Source organism: Kyrpidia spormannii, from assembly GCF_002804065.1.
Classification (GTDB): Bacteria; Bacillota; Bacilli; order Kyrpidiales; family Kyrpidiaceae; genus Kyrpidia; species Kyrpidia spormannii.
In genome coordinates, this window is the sequence record NZ_CP024955.1 from 1043301 (window position 1) to 1068722 (window position 25422).

The 25422-nt window shown below is 60.6% G+C and carries 28 protein-coding genes; 21 read left to right on the forward strand and 7 right to left on the reverse strand.

Annotated elements, in window-relative coordinates; genetic code table 11:
• Nucleotides 1–226: 226 nt before the first annotated feature.
• Nucleotides 227–1456, forward strand: a complete 1230-nt coding sequence (yfkAB, locus tag CVV65_RS05175) for a radical SAM/CxCxxxxC motif protein YfkAB (RefSeq protein WP_100667241.1) — start codon at nt 227–229, stop codon at nt 1454–1456.
• Here the strand turns inward: yfkAB and CVV65_RS05180 are convergent.
• On the reverse strand, nt 1382–3304 hold the full coding sequence (locus CVV65_RS05180) for a DUF2334 domain-containing protein (protein ID WP_157935385.1): 1923 nt from the start codon (nt 3302–3304) through the stop codon (nt 1382–1384). The two genes, yfkAB and CVV65_RS05180, sit on opposite strands and share 75 nt — an antisense overlap.
• A 153-nt stretch (nt 3305–3457) precedes the next feature.
• Between CVV65_RS05180 and CVV65_RS05185 the strand changes: the two genes are divergently transcribed.
• Nucleotides 3458–5362, forward strand: coding sequence for a S8 family peptidase (locus tag CVV65_RS05185; protein ID WP_232796715.1), 1905 nt, complete (start codon nt 3458–3460; stop codon nt 5360–5362).
• 2 nt (nt 5363–5364) lie between these two features.
• Here CVV65_RS05185 and CVV65_RS05190 read toward each other — a convergent pair whose 3' ends face one another.
• Complete coding sequence (locus tag CVV65_RS05190) at nt 5365–5970, reverse strand: DedA family protein (protein WP_157935386.1); 606 nt, start codon at nt 5968–5970, stop codon at nt 5365–5367.
• 18 nt (nt 5971–5988) lie between these two features.
• Entirely contained in the window at nt 5989–6411 is a 423-nt protein-coding gene (locus tag CVV65_RS05195; protein ID WP_100667244.1) for a DUF309 domain-containing protein, read from the reverse strand.
• Between the two features lie 162 nt (nt 6412–6573).
• Here CVV65_RS05195 and trxB point away from each other — a divergent pair, with 162 nt between their 5' ends.
• The gene (gene trxB, locus CVV65_RS05200) at nt 6574–7491 is read left to right on the forward strand and encodes a thioredoxin-disulfide reductase (RefSeq protein ID WP_100667245.1); all 918 of its coding nucleotides are present in this window, start codon (nt 6574–6576) and stop codon (nt 7489–7491) included.
• Between the two features lie 241 nt (nt 7492–7732).
• Here the strand turns inward: trxB and CVV65_RS16895 are convergent, their stop codons facing one another.
• Nucleotides 7733–7996, reverse strand: coding sequence for a hypothetical protein (locus tag CVV65_RS16895; protein WP_170085264.1), 264 nt, complete (start codon nt 7994–7996; stop codon nt 7733–7735).
• Between the two features lie 63 nt (nt 7997–8059).
• On the opposite strand from CVV65_RS16895, the gene CVV65_RS05205 reads away from it, so the two are divergent.
• From CVV65_RS05205 to CVV65_RS05220, 5 genes are all read left to right on the forward strand, one after another.
• On the forward strand, nt 8060–9244 hold the full coding sequence (locus CVV65_RS05205) for an LCP family protein (RefSeq protein WP_198592133.1): 1185 nt from the start codon (nt 8060–8062) through the stop codon (nt 9242–9244).
• Nucleotides 9245–9314: 70 nt separating this feature from the next.
• A complete protein-coding gene (locus tag CVV65_RS05210) occupies nt 9315–10094 on the forward strand; it encodes an SDR family oxidoreductase (protein ID WP_100667247.1) in 780 nt (259 codons plus the stop codon).
• Nucleotides 10095–10121: 27 nt separating this feature from the next.
• Nucleotides 10122–10286: a hypothetical protein gene (locus CVV65_RS16685; RefSeq protein ID WP_157935387.1), complete on the forward strand. Its 165-nt coding sequence runs from the start codon at nt 10122–10124 to the stop codon at nt 10284–10286.
• Nucleotides 10287–10373: 87 nt separating this feature from the next.
• Complete coding sequence (locus CVV65_RS05215) at nt 10374–11663, forward strand: homocysteine synthase (RefSeq protein WP_100667248.1); 1290 nt, start codon at nt 10374–10376, stop codon at nt 11661–11663.
• Nucleotides 11664–11862: 199 nt separating this feature from the next.
• Nucleotides 11863–12231, forward strand: a complete 369-nt coding sequence (locus CVV65_RS05220) for a hypothetical protein (RefSeq protein ID WP_100667249.1) — start codon at nt 11863–11865, stop codon at nt 12229–12231.
• Nucleotides 12232–12261: 30 nt separating this feature from the next.
• On the opposite strand, the gene CVV65_RS05225 is transcribed toward CVV65_RS05220, so the two are convergent.
• Nucleotides 12262–12792 carry an MgtC/SapB family protein gene (locus tag CVV65_RS05225; RefSeq protein ID WP_100669202.1) on the reverse strand — a complete coding sequence of 177 codons (531 nt, stop codon included), beginning with the start codon at nt 12790–12792 and terminating at the stop codon, nt 12262–12264.
• Nucleotides 12793–12922: 130 nt separating this feature from the next.
• Nucleotides 12923–14548, reverse strand: a complete 1626-nt coding sequence (locus CVV65_RS05230) for an ABC transporter substrate-binding protein (protein ID WP_100667250.1) — start codon at nt 14546–14548, stop codon at nt 12923–12925.
• A 251-nt stretch (nt 14549–14799) separates the two neighbouring features.
• On the opposite strand from CVV65_RS05230, the gene CVV65_RS16690 reads away from it, so the two are divergent.
• Nucleotides 14800–14973 (forward strand): hypothetical protein, encoded by a 174-nt coding sequence (locus CVV65_RS16690; RefSeq protein WP_157935388.1) that lies wholly within the window; start codon nt 14800–14802, stop codon nt 14971–14973.
• Between the two features lie 43 nt (nt 14974–15016).
• Here the strand turns inward: CVV65_RS16690 and CVV65_RS05235 are convergent, their stop codons facing one another.
• Nucleotides 15017–15304, reverse strand: a complete 288-nt coding sequence (locus tag CVV65_RS05235; RefSeq protein WP_100667251.1) for a HesB/IscA family protein — start codon at nt 15302–15304, stop codon at nt 15017–15019.
• Nucleotides 15305–15556: 252 nt separating this feature from the next.
• Here CVV65_RS05235 and rpsU point away from each other — a divergent pair, with 252 nt between their 5' ends.
• The 12 genes from rpsU (at nt 15557) to CVV65_RS05295 (ending at nt 25374) form a co-directional block, all read left to right on the forward strand.
• Nucleotides 15557–15736, forward strand: a complete 180-nt coding sequence (gene rpsU / locus CVV65_RS05240) for a 30S ribosomal protein S21 (RefSeq protein WP_013074815.1) — start codon at nt 15557–15559, stop codon at nt 15734–15736.
• A gap of 59 nt (nt 15737–15795) precedes the next feature.
• Nucleotides 15796–16242, forward strand: coding sequence for a GatB/YqeY domain-containing protein (locus CVV65_RS05245; protein ID WP_100667252.1), 447 nt, complete (start codon nt 15796–15798; stop codon nt 16240–16242).
• Nucleotides 16243–16357: 115 nt separating this feature from the next.
• Nucleotides 16358–17224, forward strand: a complete 867-nt coding sequence (locus CVV65_RS05250; RefSeq protein WP_100667253.1) for a lipoate--protein ligase family protein — start codon at nt 16358–16360, stop codon at nt 17222–17224.
• 136 nt (nt 17225–17360) lie between these two features.
• Complete coding sequence (locus CVV65_RS05255) at nt 17361–17879, forward strand: NfeD family protein (protein WP_100667254.1); 519 nt, start codon at nt 17361–17363, stop codon at nt 17877–17879.
• A gap of 20 nt (nt 17880–17899) precedes the next feature.
• Nucleotides 17900–18907, forward strand: a complete 1008-nt coding sequence (floA, locus tag CVV65_RS05260) for a flotillin-like protein FloA (RefSeq protein WP_100667255.1) — start codon at nt 17900–17902, stop codon at nt 18905–18907.
• Nucleotides 18904–19419, forward strand: a complete 516-nt coding sequence (locus tag CVV65_RS05265; RefSeq protein WP_100667256.1) for a hypothetical protein — start codon at nt 18904–18906, stop codon at nt 19417–19419. The genes floA and CVV65_RS05265 overlap by 4 nt, the downstream gene beginning before the upstream one ends.
• A gap of 105 nt (nt 19420–19524) precedes the next feature.
• Nucleotides 19525–19821 (forward strand): YabP/YqfC family sporulation protein, encoded by a 297-nt coding sequence (locus CVV65_RS05270; protein WP_100667257.1) that lies wholly within the window; start codon nt 19525–19527, stop codon nt 19819–19821.
• Nucleotides 19818–21020: a sporulation protein YqfD gene (locus CVV65_RS05275; protein ID WP_100667258.1), complete on the forward strand. Its 1203-nt coding sequence runs from the start codon at nt 19818–19820 to the stop codon at nt 21018–21020. Before CVV65_RS05270 ends, CVV65_RS05275 begins: the two co-directional genes overlap by 4 nt.
• A 16-nt stretch (nt 21021–21036) precedes the next feature.
• Nucleotides 21037–22056 carry a PhoH family protein gene (locus CVV65_RS05280; RefSeq protein ID WP_100667259.1) on the forward strand — a complete coding sequence of 340 codons (1020 nt, stop codon included), beginning with the start codon at nt 21037–21039 and terminating at the stop codon, nt 22054–22056.
• Between the two features lie 6 nt (nt 22057–22062).
• A complete protein-coding gene (locus CVV65_RS05285) occupies nt 22063–24198 on the forward strand; it encodes an HD family phosphohydrolase (RefSeq protein WP_100667260.1) in 2136 nt (711 codons plus the stop codon).
• Entirely contained in the window at nt 24195–24683 is a 489-nt protein-coding gene (gene ybeY / locus CVV65_RS05290) for an rRNA maturation RNase YbeY (protein ID WP_100667261.1), read from the forward strand. Before CVV65_RS05285 ends, ybeY begins: the two co-directional genes overlap by 4 nt.
• The gene (locus CVV65_RS05295) at nt 24670–25374 is read left to right on the forward strand and encodes a diacylglycerol kinase (protein WP_100667262.1); all 705 of its coding nucleotides are present in this window, start codon (nt 24670–24672) and stop codon (nt 25372–25374) included. The genes ybeY and CVV65_RS05295 overlap by 14 nt, the downstream gene beginning before the upstream one ends.
• Nucleotides 25375–25422 lie beyond the last annotated feature (48 nt).

A 25422-nucleotide genomic window follows, 5' to 3' on the forward strand; every position in this document is an offset into this window, starting at 1 on the left:
AGGCACTACACCTCCTTCTATGACGGTCTGCCGACTTGGGAAGTGGACCTGCTCATCAAGGCAGGCGGACGCCGGGGGGTCTTCTACAGGGGGCACATCGATAACCATTCGACACCCGCTGGTGAGATCCTTCCCATGCGACAGGAAAATTTACCGTGTAACAAGTTTGCAGTTGACCGTGGATGCTCCTTTATGTATGGTGGACATGCACGAAGGAGGTCGGAGCATGAGCGCGATGAGTCCGATGTACGACCCTTGGGAGGCGCTGTTGTCTCGGAATTCCCAGGGCGAGATCCGGTTAAGCAGCATCGAGGTCACGGTAACGGGCCGGTGCAATCTGCGCTGTGAACATTGCGCCGTAGGGGATACCTTGACAATTACAGAAGAGCGCCCGGATATCGGGCCGCTTTTGCGGCGGCTGGATGAGATCGATCATTTGACCACACTCAGTATCACCGGCGGTGAACCGAGCTATAATCGCGAGTTGATCGAGTCCACCGTCCTTCCGCTGTTACGCTATGCGAAGAATCGAGGTTGTCAAACACAAATCAACACAAACCTCACACTCGATGTGGATCGCTATTTCCTTATAGCGCCCTTCGTAGATGTCATGCATATTTCCTATAATTATTTGACACCAGAGGATTTTGCGGTGCTGACCTTTGCGGGTCTTCGCCGACGGCCGGCCCCGAAAACCGCGGAAGCTCTGTTTCAGAGGCTAGAGGCTAACACCCGGCGACTGGCGGCAGAGGGGGTCTTCGTGTCGGCCGAGTCGATGATCAGCCCGCGGACTCAAGGAAGGCTGACGAAGATCCACCGCCGTCTCGCCGAACTGGGGGTTCGGCGGCACGAAGTTCATCCCCTGTACCCCAGTGACTTCGCCCGGGAGCTGCCGTTGCTCGGCCTCGACGATTGGCGCGCCGAAGCCCTGGCGCTACTTGATGGGCGAGATCCCAGGGTATGGATTCTGTTCGGAACCTTCCCCTTTTATCCGTGTAGTGACGACCCTCGGGACCGAGAACTTTTGGCGCGCATCGCCCGGGAGCCCGGGGTGACGGTGCGCAATGATCCGGATGGACGAATCCGTCTCAATGTAAACCTCCTTGACGGCGGCATCTATGTGACCGATTTTGCGGACATGGGGCCGATCGGGAACTGGCACAGGGAGCCGATTCGGGACGCTTTCGAGCGATGGCGTGATCAATGGCGGCACACCCGTTTCGGATGCCAATGCCCCCACGTTGGCTGTTTAGGCCCTAACGTTCTTGTGGCTGAGGCCTATTATCCTGGCGTTGATTTCCGCCGTCGCCGGGCTCCGGAGGAGAGCGGATGGCGGGGCCGCTATGCAATCAGCGGGGTACCGGTCTCCGGAGAGCGCGAATCAGTCAGGGGAGAAGGAAACCCAGCCAAAGTAGCTGATGGCCGTCTGAATATCGATTCTCCCGCCCTGGGCTGAAGCCACCGCCACGCAAGGGAGCCCCACCCCGAATCGACCGGCGGCAGCTTGACCCGGCCGGCCAGCCATCCACGGTCCGAACAAGGACCCGGCGGGTGCGAGGGTCTGGCCTTGTACCCGCCATGCCATCCACCGCCCGTCCCCGGCCATGTACCCGATGAGCACCGGGGTTTCGGGAAGATTTGGATCCCCCATGGCAGGGATGATCTGCAAGGCCGGTGGGAGCGCGGCAGAGACGGCATTCCTCACGTGTCCCTGGTGATCGATCTTGTAAAGGGTGATCTCACCTGAATCCGGACGGTACAGCCCGAGGTCTGAGGCATGATCACCCGCCGAGCCTTCCCCGTTCCACGCAAACCATTCAGTCCTGGGTCCTTGACTGTGAATGCCCAGCAAAGGAACGGGAGGGGAAACCGCCGCTAAATCCGGGCCGAGCACATATCCTTCCGCCGTTCCCTCAGAGTGGAATACCACCAGCGACGGGCGTCCTGCGATCAAGTACCCGGCGACCACGGTGTCCTTCGGATACAAGGAAATGGGCAAGCGCCGGAATGAACCGAAGGCTGCGGTTTTTGCCCGGGCCGCGTACACGGCATTGGAGGCGGCGACGAGAAGATCGTCCCGGCCGTCCCCATTGATGTCGAGCGTCCACAACTTCTTGGCCTCGATCCCCGGTGGAAGCCGGCCCCAAAGTTGAGGGGATGCCTCCGGGGAGGTTCGGAGCCAGTCCCGTTCCGAGGAGGTCACCCAGATGTCGCCCGACTGGCGCTGGATGCTCACCCAGTCATCCCATGCCTGGCCCGAGGGTCGCCCAGATGCCCAAAGATCCCCGGGCAGGGTATACTGCCAGGCGGGTTGCAGAGGCACCACTTGGTGGAGCGATTCAAAGGTGTATCCCTCGCGCCCCAGACCGTCGATCAATTGGTGAAGATACGAAGGCGGTCCGGGGCGATACCGGTATTCCGGCAAACCGTCTCGCCAGACTTGTCGGCCGTTTCGCTTGACCGGCTCCAAAAATGGAAATTCCAACACTGGATGATAATATAAGCTTCCGAGCCCTTCGAAAAAGGAAGCGCGGTACAGAATCCGCTTCACGGAGTCTTCGGGTTGATCGGATCGCACATACCCCAAGGGGGTCGGGATGTACACGGCTCCCCATGCCCCGGAGGCCGTCGGGCCGTCCCGGGGAACGATATCTTTTAACGACCTCACTTGCCGCCGGTCCGGCTCATACAGGATCCCAAAATTACTTCGGAGAGCCCGTTCTTGTTCCGCGGTCGCCGCATAGTGAGGGGTCTCCCAAAAGCCCGGGACCAAACCTGCGGCGGCAAAGGAATGCACGCCCGCCGTTAGCCGCCGAGCCGCATATTCGGGCGTATCCGTCAGGGGCTCATGCGGCACTTCAAACTCCCGGCCAATGGTCGTGATCGTTCCCGGGTTGCGCCAGTCCGGTTGGCCGTATTGGTGGGTGTACCCATGTACTCCGACCACGGCCCCATGTTTCGAAGCCCAGCGCAACAAAGTGACGAAGGGGGCGGCATCAGGCTGCGTGATATCGTGGACCACCGGCCGATTTTCCGGGTCTGTGCCCAAATATCTGGGGACGACGGTAATCTGGTACGGGACCTTCTCGGCAGCGAGAAATTCCATCACAGCCCGAAGTTTCCCGAGGTCTTCGGGAGTTTGATAAGGGGGCCCGGCGGAGACGTCTTCAAAGCGCAGCAATGCGACATGTCGATGATCGGGCCATAGATTCTGATAAACGGACAGTCCTGTCTGAACTGGAATAAAAAGAAATAACAAGAGAATCACGGCGATTCGGACTCCGTGAATCTGTCGCGGTCTCACCCAACCACCTCGACTCATCCACCTCCCTTTTATCTTAGCACAGAGCTCGGTCCCGCAGGGCAGTGTCCTTTTTCCATCTCGCTCACCGCATACTGACTTTTTCCCGAAGGCACACTGAAAGGCGTCAAAGTCTCGCTGCGGGGAGGGACGAGCATGGAGAAAAAGCGAAAGGAACGGGGCCCGAGATTCCTGCGAGTGCCGGTGTCATTCGCTTTGATTGTCGCCCTCCTCGGCGGTGCTTGGTGGGCGGGAGGAGGCGTACAAAGCCCGGGGCCGGGGCACGTTCCCTCCCAACCGCCCCTGAGTCATACTCCATACAGCGCGGCTCAGATCGCATCCCGGGATGTGGCGGTGACCGCGTCCTTGACGGTTTCCCGGGCCAGAAAAGACATGGCCGATGCGGCGGCCGCCCTATTGTCATCCCCCGGACCCGGCGAGCGGACGGCCCTGTTGGCCGATCGGTTATCTCCGAGGAGAGGTTGTCTGGGGGCGGTGTGGTTGCCGGCCGGCGGGCCGCCCGCTGCCACCGGGTCTTCCCTGTCCCCGACGTTGTTGCGGGAAGTGGAAAACGGCACCACCCAGTCATCCGCAGGGTGGTATGTGGGCCCGGCCCGGCAGGACGAGGCCGGCCGGCTCTACTCCCCCGCGGGGCTGCGGCTGGACGGTGGACTTCTTGCGGTCAAAATCTCGTTGGCGTCGGTGCACCGGGTGGCGGCGGAGTATGAGAAAAGCTTCGGTGCTCTGACAAGTCTTCATGCCCCGGGCGGGAGGCCCCAGGTCCTCACGAAAGGGAACCCCGGATCTTTATCCTCCGCCCCGGGTGGGGTGGGAAGTTCCAAGGGGTTGGCCGGCAAAGACGCTATCCATACCCAATCGGCGGTGGATGGGACCGATTGGCATGTCCGTGGGGGCCAGGGAAGGCCCGCTCCCCGGGTCGTCCACCGGGATGGGGAATGGATTGTGCATTTTGGGCGAGTGCTCGGTACTCCGGAGCTAGAGGACCTTCAAAGGGCCTCGGGGGGCCGGGTCGTGAACCGGGACGGGCGAGGCGGATACGTATTTCGTTTCGCAAGGCCTTCGGACATGAACCGGGCGGCACCGCTCTTTCGCGCCAAAGGAGCCCGCTACATCGAACGCCACGGGGTTGCTCGGATCAACCGGACTCCGGATGATCCCTTATACCGACCCTATCAGTGGAACATGCCGATGATCGACGCGGAGAACGCCTGGCGCACGACCACCGGGGCACCGGGGATTGTAGTCGCCGTGGTGGACACCGGGGTCGACCGAGGGCACCCGGACCTTCAGGGCCAACTCCTCCCCGGTGCAAACCTGTTGGACCCCACCCGTCCCCCCGACGACGATAATGGTCACGGCACCCACGTGGCCGGGGTGATCGCCGCGTTGTCGAACAACGGAGAAGGGGTGGCCAGCCTCGACTGGCATGGGCGGGTCCTGCCCGTCAAGGTGTTGGATCAGGACGGTGCTGGCTCGGCTTTCGATGTGGCCCGGGGGATCATTTGGGCAACCGATCACGGAGCCCGGGTCATCAACCTCTCCCTGGGTCAAACCGAGGACTGTCAATACCTTCACGATGCCATCCGTTATGCAGCGGGCCGGGGAGTGCTGGTGGTGGCAGCCATGGGGAATGAAGGGACGGACACCCCCGAGTACCCCGCCGCCTATCCCGAGGTTCTGGCGGTCACTGCAGTAGACCCCGGCGGGGTCTTCGCCCCCTTCTCCAGCTACGGTGCCCACGCGGGTGTGGCGGCTCCGGGGGTCTCCATTGCCAGCACGTACGCGGGGGGACAATATGCCGCCCTCTCCGGGACTTCCATGGCCTCCCCTCACGTGGCGGGTCTGGCGGCGCTGATCTGGGCGCGCAGCCCAAATCTCACAGCCGACCAAGTACGAAACATCATTCAGCAAACGGCGGTGGACGGCGGTCCTCCCGGGCGGGATCCCCAATACGGTTACGGGGTCATCAACGTCGGGGCTGCGGTTCGAAGCGTTCAGACCGGAGGAGGGTGGAGGAGTATTTTTCCGTGGTGGCCCTAAGGTCAGGACCGGTTTCGCACCGGTCGGACCCGCCGCAGCCACCACAGGCCGATGGCGGTGACCGCGACAAGGACCACCGCCGCCCAGAGGGTCCAGTGGTGCATCCAACGCTCCACGACGTGCCAGCGGGGGCCCAGCCACCGTCCGAGAAAAAGAAAGGTCAGCACCCACAAAGCCGCTCCGGCGTAGGCCCACTTGGCAAAACGGCGGAAGGCCATGCGCCCGACGCCGGCCACATAGGCGGCCACATGCCGAATCCCCGGGAAAAAATACGCGAAAAATAAGGCCCATCCTCCGTATTGATCCATCCACCGGGTTGCCTGGGCGAGTTTTCCACTTTCCATGGCCCGTCGGAGGACCCGGTCTGCAATCCGGCGAAATATCCCCCGGCCCATGACGTAGCTCAAGGTAATGCCCGAACAGCTTCCGAGAAAAGCGGACGCAGCCGTGCCCGGCAAATGAACGATGCCTTGCCACGTCAAGAATCCGGCAAAGGTCAACAGCACCTCGTCGGGCACAGGGAGGCCAATGAGACCGGTGGCCAATATCAAGGCCAAGGCCGCATATCCGTGGGCGGCGATAAATTGTAACAGATCGGTGCTGTGCACGATTCCTCTCTCCGGTCGTTAGTCGTTGGAATGGGCGGAGTTATCGTCCAGGGGGAGCACTCTCCAGTTTGCCAAAAGGTCCTGAAGTCTTGGATCGACCACGTGCAGGCGGATTGTGGCGGCCTGCTCCGGAGTGGGTTCCCCGGGTTCGGTGAAAAGTTTGTTCATGTCCTGGAGGATGCGCTCGACATCCAGCCCCATATACGCGGGGGCATAGGGCGAGAGATATGCAGAGGCTGTGCGCCACAATTTGCGGGCGCCACCCAGATTCCCGCTTTCGAGGTGGTATAGGGACACCGCCGTTTGGATCAATCCCTTTAAAAACGGCGGCCGCCCTTGTTCAAGCCATAATTCTTCCCCGTATTCATGGCAATCGTAGAAAGCGCGATCGACATTGAACAGGTGAATAAAATCGACCAAATGCCGGGGATAGTCGGTCATGGCTGTCCTCCGTCCCGGATCTTGCCCAAATTATACGGGATTCGCGCCGAGTTCGCACCTGGTTTTTTGCCGGCACTTTGGCAGATGGAGTTTTTTTCGCTACAATACGGTGCAGGGGTATATCACGGGCCCATTTCCGCAGCCCCGAGGAGGGATTTGACATTGGTTTATGACACCATCATTCTGGGCGGTGGTCCCGCCGGATTGTCCGCCGCTGTCTACGCCCTGCGTTCGGGTTTGAAAATGCTCCTGGTGGAACGCGGCCTGTACGGCGGGCAGATGCAAAACACCGAGGAGATCGAAAACTACCCCGGATTCACGTCGATTTTGGGGCCGGATCTGTCGGAGAAGATGCGGGAACACGCCGAGGCCCTCGGTCTGCAGACCCAGCAGGGCGAGGTGGAAAGCGTGGAGTTTGGTCCGCCGATTCACCGGGTGCATCTGTCCGGAGGAGAGGTGCTGGAAACCAAGACGGTGATTATCGCCACGGGCTGCGAGCCCAAAAAGCTCGGAATCCCGGGGGAGAAGGAGTTCTCCGGCAGGGGGGTGTCCTATTGCGCGGTCTGCGATGGCGCCTTCTTCAAGAACAAAAACCTATACGTAATTGGCGGTGGGGATTCGGCCTGCGAAGAAGGCGTGTATTTGACGCGGCACGCGGCCAAAGTGACCATTGTGCACCGCCGGGATAAACTGCGGGCGCAGCCGGTGCTTCAAGAACGAGCCAGGAACAACGAGAAAATCTCTTTCTTGTTCAATCGTCGGCCGGTGGAGGTTCAGGGCGAGCGCAAAGTGGAACGCCTGGTTCTAGAGAACACCGTGACGGGAGAACGAGAAACCGTGGATGCGGACGGGATTTTCATCTACATCGGGCTTAAGCCCAACACCGAGTTTCTGAAGGGCACGCCGATCGTCAACGCGGAAGGATGGATTCCCACCGATGACCGGTTTCGAACGGCGGTCCCCGGGGTGTTTGCGGCAGGGGATGTGCGGGAGACCTGGCTCCGCCAAGTCGTCACTGCCGTCGCCGAAGGGGCGATGGCCGCGATGTCGGCCTACTACTACGTGGAAGAGCAGTCGTGATCTGTGCTGCACGGCGAAGAATCGAAAGAAATCTTTTCCGCCCGTTTGGGGGTCCGGCTACGCCGGGCCCCTTTTTTCCTCGCGGCCTCCCGTTCTTCCGGGTCTCCAAGACCTTGGGTCGAGCCGGCCGTTGGCGGGTAATTCGCTTCCTCCCGGTTCCCCGTGTATAATGTGAGACAAGTGGTAAAAAGTTCACCCGTTGTCTGGGTGGCGGGGAAGCGAGGGTGCCGGCGGGGCCGGGTTATTCCCGATCCTTTCCCTCCGATTCGGGGGGCAAGGCCATCAGGAAAAGCCATTCGAACAAAGAGACGGCCGCGATGAAAGCGGCGGTATGGATGGCGGAGGCCTTCAGGTCGACCGGGCGGATATCGTCGAAATAATAGAGACGGCGCATATCCGGACTGAGGGATTGCTCCCACTGCCAGGTGCGGACGTCGCGGATAAAATACCCGACGGCGATCGCCACCAGGATGACAGTGACGATCAGAGAAACTTTGCGCACCATGGCCACTGCCTCCTTCGTCGGACGAACTCATCCCAACGATATCACGAAATTGGGGAAGATGCCATGGTCGGACGGGGTGAGGCGACATCGATGACGCCGGGGAAACGGGCGAAGCGGCTGCTGTTGCTCATCGTTCTTCTGTTGCTGGTTGTGGCGGGGTACTACGGCCTCGTTTTGGCCAGATTTGTGTCCGGCGTCTCTGAAGGAGCGACACCAGGCATCTGGCCATCCGGCGACGTGCGGGTGTTGGTGCTCGGTGTGGACAACCGGGGCCAGGATCCCCATCCCCGGTCGGATACGATGCTGCTCCTGGGCATCCCCCAAGGAACCGGGGGAGTGACGGTGGGCTCCATTCTGAGGGATACTTGGGTGTCCATTCCCGGGGTGGGTCAGGAGAAGATCAATGCGGCCTACGCCGCAGGGGGGCCGGATTTGGCCAGGAAAACGGCGGAAACCTGGCTGGGCCTAGACATTCCGTACTACGCCGTGACAGATTTCGAAGGGTTTATCCACATCGTGGACGCCCTGGGCGGGGTGGACATCGACGTGGAGAAGCCGATGGATTACGTGGACGACGGGCGTTACGATATTCACTTGAAGCCGGGACTTCAGCATCTCAACGGGGCTCAGGCTCTGGGATATGTGAGGTTTCGGCACGATGCCCTCGGGGATTACGCCCGCACCGAGCGACAAAGGAAGTTCGTGCAGGCCGTTATCCGGCAGATGATGCGCCCGCAGAACCTGGTGCGCTTCCCGAACGTTCTCGCCGCAGCCGAGCCTTATATTCGCACGAATCTCTCGCCGGGAGACCAACTTCGCCTGGGACTGTGCCTGTGGAGGGATCGGGGGCAGAGCATCACCCAGATCCAGCTCCCGCCGGCGGATGCGTTTCGCGAGGCGTGGTCGTCAGATGGCCAGAGCATTCTGGTTCCGGACACTCCGGCAGTGCGGCAGTACGTCCAGAAATATTTTCCTGGAAATACACTTGGATCCGGAGGTTTCGGCGGGTCCCAGAGTCCGGCCTCTTCGGCACCGGTGACGGAACCGGCACTCACGGGTCGGGTGAGTGGGGAGTGGGTGAACTTTCGCGCCGGCCCTGGGACCGATTATCCCACCCTCGGGCGATTGGTACACGGAACGGGGTTTGAGGTGTTGGATCGCCAGCCGGGTTGGCTTCACATCCGGCTCGGGGATGGCCGGGAGGGGTATGTGAGCGCCGCTTTTGTGCAGCTCGACAATACTCCATAATGATGGGATGTTTCCCGTCGTAAGGCGCGAGGTGGCAACAAAAGAGGATGAATCGAGAGGAGTGGCGGACATGGACGGACGGAAAGTGGCGATTGTGACGGCAGCCAGCAAGGGGCTGGGGCGGGCGGTGGCGTTGGAGTTGGCCCAGGCGGGTAACGATCTCGTCATCGCCAGCCGGGATGCACAAAGAATCGAAGAGACCGCCCGGTGGATTCGAGAGCGGTCTGATGTGGAAGTCATCCCCGTCCAAGCGGACGTAACCTCTGCCGGTGACATCGAGAAGGTGGTCCGCACGGCGGCGGATCGGTGGGGCCGGGTGGATATCCTCATCAATAACGCGGGAGGGCCGCCGGCCGGAACTTTCGAGCAATTCGATGACAAGGCCTGGTATGCCGCCGTGGATTTGAACCTGATGAGTGTCGTGCGGGCCACCCGCCTGGTGATTCCGTACATGAGGCTCCAGGGCGGGGGGAGAATCATCAACCTTACCTCCACATCCGTGAAACAGCCCATCCCGAACCTCGTCCTTTCCAACACTGTCCGGGCCGCAGTGGCGGGGTTGACGAAGACGTTGTCCATCGAGTTGGCCCCTTATAACATTTTGGTCAATAACGTTGCGCCGGGGCGCATCGAAACGGATCGGGTCCGGGAGTTGGACCGGATCACTGCTGAGAAGACCGGAGAGCCCGTGGACGAGGTCCGCAAGAGATGGGAAGGTCAAATCCCGCTGGGCCGGTACGGCACCCCGGAAGAGTTTGCAAAAGTGGTCGCGTTTCTTTGTTCCCCGGCGGCGAGCTATCTGACCGGTTTGACCATTTCCGTTGACGGCGGATTGACGAAAAGTCTGTGATCAACAATGCGAAAGGAGGACGGGTCCATGAATCGGATCCAGTACCGCGGCCGATGGTACACCTTTCCTGAGGCCATAGAGGCTGGTGTGGTGGGGCCGACCCGTCACAAGAAGGAGGAGGAGTCGGAGCCGAAAAAAAAGCGCCCGGGCAAGAACCTTCTTCTCCGAATCCGGCGCCCCCGGGACGAGTGATTTGACAGATATAGAAGACGTCCATTATAATCTCCGTAATCCGATTAATCTACTCTAGAATGAGCCCAGAGACAGGAGGACACGGGAGTGACGGAGAAACAGAAGGGGTTTGAAACCTTGGCTTTGCACGCCGGCCAGACGGTGGACCCGGCGACGCGTTCCCGGGCAGTGCCGATTTATCAGACGACCAGCTATGTGTTTCGGGACACGGAGCACGCGGCGAACCTGTTCGCGTTAAAGGAGCCTGGGAACATCTATACGCGCATCATGAACCCCACCCAGGACGTATTTGAGCAACGCATGGCGGCCTTGGAAGGCGGGGTGGGGGCGTTGGCCACGGCCTCCGGGCAGGCGGCCATCACCCTGGCCCTCCTCAATATCGCCGGAGCCGGGGACGAGATTGTTTCATCGTCCTATCTGTACGGGGGGACCTTTAATCTTTTTCATCATACCTTGAGGCGGCTGGGCATCGACGTGAAATTCGTCGATCCCGGAGATCCGGAGGCGTTTCGCCGGGCGGCCACTCCGAGGACAAAGGCTTTTTACGCCGAGATCATCGGCAACCCCAAGATTGACATCCTCGATATCGAAGCGGTGGCCCAGGTGGCCCGGGAGGTCGGGGTGCCCTTGATCATCGACAACACCTTTGCCACGCCTTATCTGCACCGACCCCTGGAGCACGGGGCGGATATTGTGATTCACAGCGCCACGAAGTTTATCGGCGGCCATGGGACCTCCATCGGCGGAGTCATCGTGGACGGCGGGCGCTTCGATTGGAAGGCTTCGGGGAAATATCCCGGACTGGTGGAGCCCGATCCGAGTTATCACGGCGTGAGTTATGTGGAAGCCGTGGGGCCTGCTGCGTTCATCGTCAAGGCTCGGGTGCAGTTGATGCGCGACATGGGACCCGCCCTGTCGCCCTTTAACGCCTTTTTGTTTTTGCAAGGACTGGAGACCCTGTCTCTCCGGATGGAACGCCATTCTCAAAACGCTCTGGGGGTCGCCCAGTTCTTGGAATCCCATCCTAATGTCCGCTGGGTGAATTACCCGGGTTTGGAATCAAGTCCTTATGCGGCGTTGGCCCGGAAGTACCTGCCGAAGGGGCAGGGGGCGATTCTGACCTTTGGCATTGATGGGGGAGTCGAGACCGGGCGGAAGTTTATCGAAAGCCTGCAGTTATTCTCTCACTTGGCGAATGTGGGCGATGCGAAATCCCTTGTGATTCACCCCGCCAGCACCACCCACCAACAACTGACTGAGGAAGAACAGCGGGCATCCGGGGTGACTCCGGAGATGATCCGGCTTTCTGTCGGACTGGAAACCTTAGAGGACATCCTGGAAGATCTCGATCAGGCTTTGCGCAAAGCGGTGCGCTGACGGCGGGCCGCCGGTCCAAAGCTGCACCCTCCTCCTTTGCCGCTCTTTTTACCGAGGTTCCTCTTTGTCGAGGGCCTCGGTTTTTGTCGATTTTTTTCTGAGTAGGACGACGACTTTTGACAGGATTCCCAAAGGAGATTTTACCGCGAGTGGCGAAACCACGACTAGACAATCATTCGTCCCAAGGAGGGTGGTCGGAGTGGCCCAACGGGGTTCCGTCGATTTAAAATTGGGATCAATTTCTCTGGTGTACGTGGGAGCCCGGGTTTCCCGAGGTCTGGCCGAACGGTTTCATCGCAGGTGCGAAGAATTGGATTGCTCAACTCAGGAGACCCTCGTGGCACTTATCGAAGCCTTTATAGAGGGGGCCGGGGAGCCAGAAGATCAAACCCTGTCGAGCGGTTTTCCCCCTACGGGCGATCGGTGGACTCCCGTACCGCCGCCCGAACGGGAACAGTGGCCAAACGAAGAAGACGTCTGGGCATTTTGGAAGGATATGCAGCGGACGGCGGGAGAAGAAGTGCGGGAGCCCCGGTTGCCTTTTGTGATCACTCCGTTTCAGAACTAGCTCCTGGAGGCCGAGGGCGGACGATCGGTCTTACGGGTCGTCCGCCCCCTTGTCGCCAGACTCCTCTCGGTTCATCTCCTCCAGGCGCCGGAACAGCGGGAAGTTCGGGAACAGATCGTGAAACCGGAGAATGATGTAGACGAGGACCGCCGCGAACAGGCCTGTAAAGTACAGCCCGGCTCCGATCAGCAGGCCGATGGCGGCGGCCACCCACAACCCGGCGGCAGTGGTGAGTCCTCGCACCATACCACTGGGATCCTTTAGAATCGTACCGGCGCCGAGAAACCCGATTCCGGTGACGACTTGGGCCGCCACCCGGCCGGGATCCACTCCCCCTCCGGAGGTGGCGGCAAATCCGTAGGTACTGGCCAGGGCGTACAGGCAGCTGCCGAAGGTGACCAGGGAATAGGTTCGAAACCCCGCCCCTTTTCCGTGCTCGCTCCGCACGTGCAACTCCCGTTCCGCTCCGATGATGGCGCCGGCCACAAAGGCGATGAGCAGTCGCAGGACCATGGGGCCGATGACCGCGGCCTCCCGGGACAACTCCTGCAGAAGATCCATCTCCGTCACCTCCCCGGATTGATCATCAAGGGGACGGGCCGCCGCGGGCAAGGAGAGAAGATGTCGATCGGTGCCGGTGATTTCCCCTGTTCTGGGAAGGGGTGTCGAATTCCGCCGCCGCCGAGTCAGTTTATGGCGTCACCGCTCGCCCGGGGTTCACCCCTAACTGTTCAAGATACCGGAACAATACTACGGGTGCCGGATCTGCTTTCTCGACATTGACAATGGTGCGGCGCACGGCCAGAAAGCCCTCCGGGTATACCAAGGGGATCACGGGAACGTCATCTCGAATGCTTTGATCGATCTGTCGGTACAAGGAGAGCCGCGCCCCTTGATCCGAAGTTTCCCGGGCCTGGGTAAACCACTTGTCCACTTGGGGATTATCGTACTCTTGGAAATTGTATTCCCCGTGTGTCGTCAACAGATCCGCAAAGGCGTCCGGATCCGGACCCAGCCAATAGGTGTTCAGCGCCAGGTCAAAATTTTTTTCCGGGGCATCCAGAGTTTGATAAAAGGCCGTTCGATCGACCCCTTTGGGTTGAATTTGGATGCCCACCTCAGCCGCCTGGTCTGCTAACATCTGGGCGATCTTGTCTGTCGTGCGGTCAGAGATGTACAGCAGTTGAAAGCTCAGGACCTTTCCGTCTTTGACCCGCCAGCCGGAGCTGTTGGTCACGTAGCCCGCTTCGTCTAAGATTTTTTTTGCAGCGGCGGGGTTTGGCGCCGGAGGTGTTCGATTGTCGTGGGCCCAGTTTCCGGGTGGAAAAAGGGAATCGGCGGGCGACGCCAATCCCGGACCTCCAAAGGCTTTGTCCGCGATGGCAGATCGATCGATCGCCAGGGCCAGGGCTTTTCGTACGGCGTGGTCCGCCAGGTATGACCCCCGCTGGTGCACCAACAGGGTCATCACCGATTCACTGGAATAGTGGACCAGGTCCGGTTTGTCCGCGGACGCGTCTTGTTGAATCTTCAAGACGTCGGCCGGAGTCGGGACAAACACGTCGATCGATTTGCTGGCAAAGGCGGACCGCTGGTTTGATTCCGGCACAATCCGATAGGTCAATTGGTCCACGCCGGGCCGGCCCGCGAAATATCCATCGAAACGTTTCAGCTGGATGTTTTGCCCGCGGTTCCATTGCACGAAGGAGAAGGGCCCGCTTCCAATGGGGTGGTCGCTAAAGCGCGAATCTTTGACATTCCCATTTGGAAACGCGTGTTCGGGAAGAATGCCGACGGTAAGCGCGTTGACGAACCCCGCCGAAGGATGGGGTAAACGGATCTCCAGGGTGTATTCGTCCAACTGGCGCATTTCCGGAGGTTCCCCGTCGACGAGGAACAGCGGTCGATAGGGGGATTGCACCTGAGATTGGAGAATCGCCCGGTATGTGAATAAAACGTCGGCGGCGGTGACCGGTTCGCCGTCGTGCCATGTGGCCCCGGGTCGCAAATGAATGGTGTAGGTGGTGCCATCCGGGCTCACCGTCACGCGGTCGGCCAACTCCGGCCGGGGGACGCCGTCCGGGCCTTCAGCTTCCACACTGTCGAACAACGCGTGAATCACCGCCAGAGACGAACGGTCTTCGGCGAAAATCGGGTTGAGGGTCTGAGGTTCAGACGGGATGCCGACGGTGATTTCCGTGGGTGGGGGAGGGGGAGGGGTGACCGGCTTTCCCAACATGCCGCAACCCGCGGTGAGCAAGGCGACGGCCCCCACCAAGGTCAACCGGACCCGTTTCCCGAGCGGTTTTCGCAACATCCTGCCGTGCTCCTTTCCGTACCCGAACCATACGCACCATAAAAACGGGCAAAATTCCGCAAGTCGCTCTTATGATAGCAGAAAATCGGACAGGCGTGCACCCGACCGAAAAAGCCCACGTGGTCGGTGGATGTTTCCCCCGGGCGGCGGTGAAAAAGCGAGGCTTGGAGAGATTGCCGGAACTTGGAGTGGCCGGGTATAATACAAGATGGACATCTGGGGAACGCCATTGCCAGAAAGGGGTAGCTGACATGGTACTGTCCGGGATTTTCTTTGTCATCATGGCTTTGTTTGCGCTCAAGGCCCTGATCGGGAGTATTCGCGATAAAGGTTGGGGCCGCACCACGTATTTGGGTCTTTCCTTCATCGGCCTCGCTATTGCTGCCTTTATTAATTTTTCCGCGGCGGCCGGGGCCGGTCAGTGAGGGGGCGGGGTGCAGTGACGACAGACTGCACCCCGCAAGTTGACTAACAACTGGAGCCGAAACTGTCCGGATGGCGAAACGTCAGGTCGTCCTCTTCGGCGGAGTAATCCACCACCAGTTCATCGAGAAAGGTGGCTGAAAAGGGGTCGGCGAGGATCGTCAATTCCGATGCCGTGATCTCCGTGTCCCCGGGGCGGGGATCGTCGAGGCTGAGGATGAACCTCAGTCCTCCACAACCGGGAATGACTTGCAGACGAACGCCGTGCCAGGGTCTTTCTTCAGCCCGGGCGAGGTCGAGGATGTACCGGCGTGCTTCTGGGCTTACGGTCATGGATGTCACCTCGGATTGTCCGTTGTCGAAGTTGATTCTATGATACCACGTTCCACGGATGGGCAGGATCCGCAGGATGGCCCCATCATTCCCTCTCTTACCGGCGCTGAATGGGAATAACTGGAAACTCCTCGTTGACACGGTGAAAAAGCTTCGATTATAATGATTTTAATGGACGGGTGCTTACCGGGATAGGTACGCCTTGTGCCTCTCGTGATCGTCACGGGATGTTAGGCGGAGGGAGGGAATCAGGTGTCGGAGATTCGGGTTCGGAAGAACGAGTCCCTCGATAGCGCGTTGCGCCGCTTCAAACGAGCGACGGCCAAAGATGGTATTCTGGCCGAGGTCAAGAAGCGCAAACACTACGAGAAGCCGAGCGTGGCCCGGAAGAAAAAGTCGGAGGCGGCCCGGAAGAAACGCCGCAAGTACTGAATGGCGGTAGAACGGGCATCGGCCGGCGGGGACCGGTGATGGAAAGGGGCTCTTAAGCGTTGAACGTGCAAGACCGGCTCACAGACGATATGAAACGGGCGATGAAGGAAAAGGATAAGATTCGCTTGTCTGTGATTCGCATGGTGCGTACGGCCTTGAAGAACGAGGAGATCGAACGGCAGCGCCCGTTAACTGAGGAAGAGACGATCCAAGTGTTGCAGCGCGAGCGAAAGCAGCGGCGCGAATCCCTCCAGGCCGCGCAACAGGCGGGGCGTACCGATTTAGAGGCACAGGCGCAGCGAGAGATCGCCATCCTCGAAGAGTATCTCCCCACTCCTTTGTCAGAAGAGGAACTTCGCGGACTTGTCGAGGAAACCATCGCAGAAGTTGGGGCGAAGGGGAAGGCGGATTTGGGCCGGGTGATGGCCGCACTGATGCCAAAAGTCAAGGGCCGCGCCGACGGGAAAGCGGTCAATGCTTTGGTCCAGGAATCGCTTAGATCGTGAAGGGGTCGAATGAAAAGCCCTGCACAAGCCGTGCAGGGCTTTTTTGGGGTTTTTACCCCTGCGCCCGCGGGTGCCGGGCGCAGGGGCCACGATGTGCAGGGGTGGGGGAGGCGGCGTGAAACAGGTGGAATGGGACGACACCTTGTGGAGCCGGTGGCCGACGTGGCGGCTTGTGGTGGAGGAGCAGCCGGGGACTATCGAGGAAAAAGTTGCCCGAGACCAGGCGGTGGGCCGGAAGGTCGCGGCGGGGGGGCCGCCCACTTTCCGACTCTGGGTCAACGACCCGTGCCTCGTGGTCAGCCGCCGGGATATTGTACAAGGATTGCGGCGGGGGGGTGATCCGCCCCGGGAAGTGGACGGCCTGCCGATACGGGTTCGGTCCAGCGGGGGCACGGCGGTGCCCCACGGGCCCGGCGCCCTGCAGTTTTCCCTGGTGATTCCCCGGGTGGATCGCGTGGGGATAGAGGAAGTGTATCGGGCGTTGTGCCGCCCGGTGCAGGGGGTACTAAGTCAACGGGGGTGGCGAGCCGAGTTTGGGCACGTGGCGGGTGCATTTTGCGACGGTGCCCATAATTTGGTGGTGAACGGGCGGAAAATCGCCGGGACGTCTCAAAGCTGGAAGGGTGGGTTGGCGGTTCCGGGCTCCCGCAACCGGGGGTACATCCTGGCTCACGGGACCTTGTGGGTGCGCGTGGATCCGGAGCAAGCGGCGGATTGGTTGAACGATTTTTACGAGCGGACCACCGGGGAGCGCCCGATTCGGGCCCGGTCTTCCACGTCCTTGCACCTGTTGCCAGGCGGGGAGGGCCTGGATGTCAGGCAGGTGATCGCTGAAACGGCGAATCTCTTGGAGAGTACCATGGGTCCACAGGTGAAGCTGGAGAGGGTCCGCGCTCTCACCGACGAAGAAATCTCCTGGGGGAGAGAAGGGGCTTCGGAGACCGACCCGAGACGATTGGCTTACGGGATGGATCGGCCGTAATCGGGCGGGCGCGGGGCAGGCAAACGCCTCGGCCGGGGAAGAGGCGCCTTTTCCGACGTTTTTTGGGTGAAAAAGGTGATCGTTTTTGTGAACGGATGTATGCTATACTACGAGCGCCAGGCGAGGGGGTGAGCCTATGGACTGGCAGGGATGGGTCAGTTTGATTCTACTCGGTGCCGGCATTGTACTGCTCGCCTTGGAAATGGCCATTGTCAGTTTCGGCATCCTGGGCACCCTGGGGGTGTTGGCCGTGGGGGCTTCGGTGGTCATGGCCCTGGCCGGCGCCCGCTACGGTCTCGCGTCCCTGGGAATCGGGGCGCTCTTGGCCGTTGCTGTTGTCATCGCGCTTTTACGCTATTATGGCAAACGGGGGTTGTGGAACCGGATCGTTTTGGGAGACCGTCAGGAGAGCCGGGAGGGATATGTGCCCACCCGGGATCTCAGTTATCTTCTCGGGAAAACCGGCACGGCGGTGACGCCCCTTCGACCTGCGGGAATCGCGGAATTTGGCGAGGAGCGCGTGGATGTGGTGACAGAAGGCGAGTTTATCGAGCGGGGAGAGGAAGTTCAGGTGGCAGAGGTGGAAGGGCCCAGAGTCGTGGTGAGGCGCGTCCCGGCTTTTCGAACGGGATCGTTTGTAGACCACCATTTTTAACGAAAGTGGGGATCGGCTGAATGAACGCCGCGTGGATCGGTCTCGCGCTGATCGTACTCGTCATCATCGCCTTTTTTGCAGTCCTGTTTACCTTTGTGCCGGTGATGTTGTGGATTTCCGCATGGGCCGCCGGGGTCAGGGTGGGGATCTTTACGCTGGTCGGCATGCGGTTGCGCCGGGTCATTCCTTCTCGCATCGTGAATCCCTTGATCAAGGCGACAAAGGCCGGACTGAATCTTACGACGAATCAACTCGAAAGCCATTATCTCGCCGGCGGTAACGTGGACCGGGTGGTCAACGCCCTCATTGCGGCAGAGCGGGCCAACATCGCCCTCGGGTTTGCCCGGGCGGCGGCCATCGACCTGGCTGGACGGGATGTGCTCCAGGCCGTCCAAATGAGCGTCAACCCCCGGGTGATCGAAACGCCCATCGTGTCGGCGGTGGCCAAAGACGGCATTGAACTGAAAGTAAAAGCCCGGGTGACCGTGCGGGCCAACATAGACCGGTTGGTGGGCGGCGCCGGGGAGGAGACGATTCTCGCCCGGGTGGGGGAAGGGATTGTGACGACCATCGGTTCCGCCACTTCCCATAAGGACGTGCTGGAGAATCCGGACAAGATTTCGCGCACGGTGCTGGACAAAGGATTAGATGCCGGTACGGCGTTTGAGATTCTCTCCATCGACATCGCCGATGTCGACATCGGGAAAAATGTCGGCGCCCAGCTGCAAACGGACCAGGCGGAAGCGGATAAGCAGATTGCCCAGGCCAAGGCCGAGGAGCGCCGGGCGATGGCGGTGGCCCGGGAGCAGGAGATGCGGGCGTACGTTGAGGAGATGCGGGCGAAGGTGGTGGAGGCCGAATCCGAGGTGCCCCGGGCCATGGCCGAGGCGTTGCGGGAGGGCAAGCTCGGGGTCATGGATTACATGCAGATGCAGAACATCGTGGCAGATACTCGGATGCGGGAATCCATTGCGAAATCTCCACCGCGTGATCTCCCGGGGCCCTTGTCGGGAGGGGAAACGAAGTGAACGGGGAGAAGTTGCCCGAAGACGTGTCGGCATGGGACTGGCTCTTCGGGGGCCAGGGGAAGGCAAGTTCGGATCAGGAAGGAAGCTCGGGCCAGGAAGGAAGCCTGGGGATGGAAGGAACCGAGGGGCTCCCGGGGAAGGAAGGATCCTCTGGCCAGGAGGGTTCCGGGTGGGAGGGGAAACGGAAAACACGAAGGGAGGAGGGCCCGGGGTTTTCAGACCCGTGGAAGCTTCCCGGGGGCGAACCCCAGGTGCGCAAAGACGAGGCGCGGCCTGAGCCCGATCTGCAACCCCTCCAGTGGGAATCGCCCGTGGTGGTTGTGCCTGGACCGGCACCGGCGGAAGACCCAACCGTTCCTAGGTACCAACGGGGGATATCTCCGGTTGGCGCGCCGGTGATTCGAAGGGATGATCGCGGGGAAGAACACCGGGAAAGTTGGCGCCGGGCGGTGGCGGCGGCGGTGATTCTGGGGCCGCCCAAGGCCGCCCGGGGTCGATTCCGCCCTTGGTGAACGTGTTCTTTGTCTGAGGGAGGTGCCCAGGATCCAGAAGTCGGCCAAGTTCGGGTCTAGGCGGGTCGACAAACGCATACAGGTCTACCAAAGGAGGGGTGACCTGTGGGCGCGCGGGGGCGTTTCTGGAAATCCTGGGCAACCGAAAAATTGCAGCTGCCAGAGGATGTGATTTGGGACCATCCTCGGGTGGATTGGGTCCCCGGCGGCCTGTTGCGGCTGGACAACCACGGCCGCATTGTTTCTTTCCGGGAGGACGCCCTGGTGGTGGAGTTCGGCGATGCCGAACTGCAGGTTGCCGGAGCGAATCTGGTGCTGGTTCGCCTCTCGCCGGATCACTGCGTGATTCAAGGGCACGTGACCGACCTTTCGTACCGGGCGCGAAAGGGGCGAGAGGGATGAATATACACGGGCTGTCGTGGTTTGAGTTGGAGCTTTGGGGCTTGACCGATGCCCGGGAGTTGGACCGGGCGGTCCGGGAGGGGGCGCGGCTGGAAGAGGTACACTGGGTTGACAAGGATCGCTTGCGCCTTCGCACCGATTGGCAGGGCATTCGGATTATCCGGCAGGTATACCGCGGACAGCGGGTCGGGATGCGGGTGAGCCGCTACGGAGGCTGGTTGCCGTGGCGGAGATTTGTCCGCCGGCGCCCGTTCTGGATTGCCGGATTCGGGATGTTCGTGGCCGGCCTCTACGTGCTCAGCTCGTTGATTTGGACGGTACAGGTCACGGGAACGGATCGGGTGGAACCGGAAGAGGTGTTGGCGAAAGCCCGGGAGATAGGACTCGTCCCCGGGGCGTGGAGGCCCTCCCGGATGGAAATCGACCGCTTGCAAGGCCAGTTACTCGATTTGTTACCCGATGCGGGATGGGTGGGGTTACACCTGTCCGGTACCCGGGTGACCATCGAGGTGATGGAGCGGATCAAACCGAAGAAAGACGAGGTTCAGCCCCAGGGGCCTCAAGCAGTGGTGGCGGGAAAACCCGGGGTGGTGGAGTCGGTCCTCGCCCGGCGGGGAATTTCTCTCGTGCAGCGGGGGCAGGCGGTGGCCCCGGGGACGGTGGTCATCTCCGGCCAAATGCCTGACGGAACCCTTGTGGCGGCCGAGGGCAAGGTCAATGCCCACGTTTGGTACACCTCGGACATCGTCGTCCCGCTCCAAGGCCGGCAGTTGGGCTTTACCGGGGAAAAGGTGAGGCGCACGTACATCACCCTGGGATCCTGGGCCATTCCGGTGTGGGGGGCCGCTCACATTCCTTTTGCGTCCTATGAAGAACGATCGGTGGATGAACCGCTGAAGGTGGCGGGGCGGACCTGGCCCCTGGGGCTGCGCAAGGTCGACTATCTGGAGGCCGCCGGCCACAGTTGGATGATTGCCCAGCAGGAGGCGGTACAGCGGGGGCTGGCCGCGGTGCGGGCGGACCTTTTGGCCCGGGCAAAACCGGGCGCCCGGGTGCAGGAACAAAAGATTTTGCACCAGGAGTGGAAGAATGGTAATCTATATATGACTGTTTGGACAGATGTGGTCGAAGATATCGGGGTGGCCCGGCCGATGGCCGCCCCGACGCCGGGGTCGCCGGAGCCGATTTCGCCGAATTAGGGAGTGAACGTGGCGTTTGACCAAACAAAGCGCCTTGCGGAAGATCAGCCTACAGGATAACCGTGAAGCGGCGTTATTGTTCGGAGTTCACGATGCGCATCTTCGCCGCATCGAGGAACAATTTCCGGCCAAGATCGTGGCGCGCGGCGGGGATATTGTCATCAGCGGGGACGCCCGGGATGTACAAACCTTGGAGCGCCTCTTTTCCGTTTTGTTGCAACTGGTGCGCAAAGGCCATATTCTGACCGAGCCCGACGTGGGTTACGCCATCGAGATGGCCCGGGAGGGCCGGCCGGAGTCGTTGTTGGATTTGTACGGGGAAGCGCTCGGGGTCAGCGCAAAGGGGAAGTCCATCCTGGCGAAAACATTTGGGCAGCGCGCTTATATTGAGGCGATTCGCAAGCGGGATATCGTGTTTGCCATCGGCCCGGCGGGGACGGGAAAAACGTACCTGGCCGTGGTGATGGCGGTGCAGGCGTTGCGCCGGGGGGATGTCCAGCGGATCGTGCTGACCCGGCCGGCGGTGGAGGCGGGGGAAAACCTCGGGTTTTTGCCGGGGGATCTTCAGGACAAGGTCGACCCGTATCTTCGCCCGCTTTACGATGCCCTGTACGACGTATTCGGTGCTGATCAGGTTCATAAGGCGCTGGAGCGAGGCATGATCGAGATCGCTCCCCTTGCCTATATGAGGGGCCGCACGTTGGAAGAGTCTTTCGTGATCTTGGACGAAGCGCAAAACGCCACCGGAGAGCAGATGAAGATGTTCTTAACCCGGCTGGGACTGGGGTCGAAGATGGTCATTACCGGGGATGTCACCCAGATTGATCTGCCCCGGGGCAAGCGCTCGGGGTTGAAGGAGGCGGCGGAGATTCTCAGGGGAATCGGGGAGATCGCGTTTGTGTATCTCACGGGGACAGACGTCGTCCGCCATCCCTTGGTGCAAAAGATCATTTCAGCCTATCAAGCGGCGGAGGACCGGAGGGATTCACGGAGCCCATCCGGCGAAGCTGCGCCGCTTGGGACACGGGGAGATTGATCCCTCATGCCGATGGGAAGCTTGGCGTGGCCTCCGGCGGCGTTGCCGGGGACCTGGAAGAGCAGCCGCGGGGTACGGGTGTTAATCTATGTCGTGCTGGGGTTTATTTTGTATGGTCTTTTTGTCGGAAACACCCTGCCGCAAAAATACAGTTTTCAGGTGGGGTCGATCAGTGATGTCGACATCAAGGCGCCCACCGACGCCGTGGACACGCTGGCGACCCAGCAACGGAAAGATGACGCAGCGGCGAAAGTGCCCAAACAATATACGGTGGACCCATCGGTGGAGGATTCGGCTCTTCAGGACTTGAGCCACCTGTTTTCCAGTGTGCAGGAGCTTGCGGGGCAGACGTCTTTGTCGCCGGCCCAGCGCTTCCAGCAGCTCAAAGCCGCCGTGCCCCCCGGGCTACAGGTCAGCGATGACGTGCTGAACAGCCTCTTGTCCCTGTCCCCCCAAGAACTGAACACGGTCCGGAACGAGACGAACCGCATGGTGGAACAGTTTTTGGGCCGGGAGTTTGGCCCGGAAGATTTGGCCAGTGCGCCCTCTGAAGTGGATCGACAACTGGTGGGGTTGGACTTGTCCAGGAATGCTCGGCTGGTGATCCACAATTTAACCCTGGCCAGTTTGCGCCCCAACAAGTTGTACGATGTGAAGCGGACGGAGGAATTGCGCCAACAGGCCCGGGACAGTGTGCCCGATGTTTGGATCCAAAAGGGCGAGATTGTGGTGCGGGCCGGAGAGCGGATCACTCCGGAGATTTTGTCGCGCCTTCGAGATCTGAACCTGCTCGCCGAGCAGCCGAATTATCGCCTTTTTCTCGGTTTTGCTGTGGTGATCGCGGGGCTGGTCAGCGCTCTGGCGCTGTACATTGAGCGGATCCAAAAAAAGATTGTTGAGAGCAATCGATTGCTTGTGGTGCTGGGGCTAATTGTGGTGATCGTGGCTTTGGAGGTCAAAGGGGTCAGTATGATATCCCGGCAATTTGACCTTACCAGCTTGGGGTATTTTGTGCCTGTGGCCGTGGGCTCGATGTTGGTGACGATGTTGTTCGACCTCTCTCTGGCGGTGTTTGTTTCGTTTTTGTTTTCCTTTTTCGCCGCTTTTGGGTTTGACGACTCCTTTGCGGTCCAGTTTGTGAGCTTGGTCGGGGCCTTGGCCGGGGCTTTTGCCGTGGCCCGGGTGAAACAGCGTTTTGTCATTGTGCGGGCGGGGTTTGTGGTGGCGATTGTGGATATGATCGCCATTGCGGCGATGCGGGCGCTGTTTACCGGTACGGAGCCAGGTATTTACAATTTTTTACGGACCTTGCTTTTAGGTCTGGCCAATGGCATGTTTTCGGCGATCTTGACCACGGGGTTGCTGCCCTTTTTCGAGTCGGCCTTTGGCCTTCTCACCCCCATGCGCCTGCTTGAGCTATCCAACCCCAACCATCCGCTTTTGCGTAAACTGTTGCTTGAGGCGCCGGGAACGTACCATCATAGCCTCATCGTCGGCAATCTCGCTGAAGCCGCGGCGGAGGTGGTGGGGGCGGATCCCCTGTTGTGCCGGGTGGGGGCCTATTACCACGATGTGGGAAAAGCGAAGCGGCCGGCTTTTTTCGTGGAGAACCAGATGACCCGGGAGAACCCCCACGACAAAATCGCCCCCAGTCTGAGTCATCTGATTATCACGAGCCACGTCCGGGATGGCTTGGAACTTCAGGAGCAACACCGCTTGCCGGAGTCGATACGGGATATCTGCGCCCAGCACCACGGGACCACCGTCCTGTGGTATTTTTACAACAAGGCCCTGGAGCAAGATAAAAGCGGCACTGTGAGCGTGGACAGTTATCGCTATCCCGGGCCCAAACCCCGGTCGAAGGAGGCGGCGGTGGTCATGCTTTGTGACGCTGTGGAGGCGGCGGTGCGGGCCATGGCCCGGCCAACCCCCCAACGCATCGAGGCGGTGATTCGCAAGATCATCCGGGACCGTCTTCAGGACGGACAGTTGGATGAGTCGCAGTTGACCTTGCGGGATCTGGATCAAGTGGCGGAGGCCTTTATGCGAACGCTGAACGGGATTTATCATCCGCGGATTGAATATCCCGAGCCGCCCAAGGCTTCGACCAAGGCCGAATCAAAAGGGGGAGCTCAGGGGTGAACCGAGTTGCGGTGTGGGTGGAACAGGAAAGGGACGCGCAAGGTGTACCCGATGTGGAACGGTTGATCGCTGCCGTGTTGGAGGAAGCCGCGTCCCGCGAGGGGGTGGAAGCGGCGGAAGTCTCGGTGGTACTGGTGGACGACGAGCGCATTCACGAGCTGAACCGCGACTACCGCGGGGTGGATCGACCGACGGATGTCCTGTCCTTTGCGATGCGGGAAGGCGAGGGGGAGCCGGTACAAACCGAAGAGGGCCGGGAGCTTCTCGGGGATATTGTGATCAGTGTGGAGACGGCCGAGCGCCAGGCGAATCAATACGGGCACAGCCTCCGACGGGAATTGGCGTTTCTAGCGGTTCATGGATTTTTGCACCTGCTCGGGTATGATCACCAGTCCCCGGAACAGGAACGGGTGATGTTTGGCAAGCAAGAAGAGGTGTTGAGTGCCCTCGGTATCATGAGGGGGAACCCCGGTGGGCAGCCGTAGGCGCTTGGCGGACAGTTTTCGCTGTGCTGCCGACGGGGTGGTTCATGCCCTGCGAACCCAGAGGAATATGCGGGTTCATTTCGCCCTGGCGGTCGCCGCCCTGGTGGCGGCTCTTTTGTTTCAGCTGTCAACGGTGGAGTTGGCTCTGGTCTTTGTTTCGATTTCCTTTGTGATCGCGGCCGAGTTGTTTAATACAGCTGTCGAAGCGGTGGTCGATTTGGTATCCCCCCAGTATCACCCCCTGGCGCGCATCGCCAAGGACACGGCGGCGGCGGCCGTGCTCCTGGCGGCCATCAATGCGCTGGTGGTGGGGTACTTTGTGTTCCTCGGGAAGATCGACCCGTGGATGCTGCGGGGACTTCAGGAGTTGCGCCGGGATCCTGTGTACGTGACCTTCATTGCCCTGGGCTTGACGATGGCCGTGGGATTCATAGGAAAATCCCGGCACAGGGTGTACAACTATTTTCAGGGGGGCATGCCCAGTATCCACGCGGCGGTGGCCTTTTGCCTGGCGACGGCAATCGGCTATATCACCTGGAATGGGATGGCAACATTGTTGGCTTTCGTTCTGGCAGGGTTGGTGGCCCAAAGTCGGGTGGAAGGCGGGATCCACACTCTGGGGGAAGTGGTGGCCGGGGCGGTGCTGGGGGTGGCGGTGGCGGCCGTCCTGTTTTCTCTTATCCAAGGGTGAGCCTGTGCCCATCCCTTTCGTGAGGCACCGGGGCACCCGGGAATACTG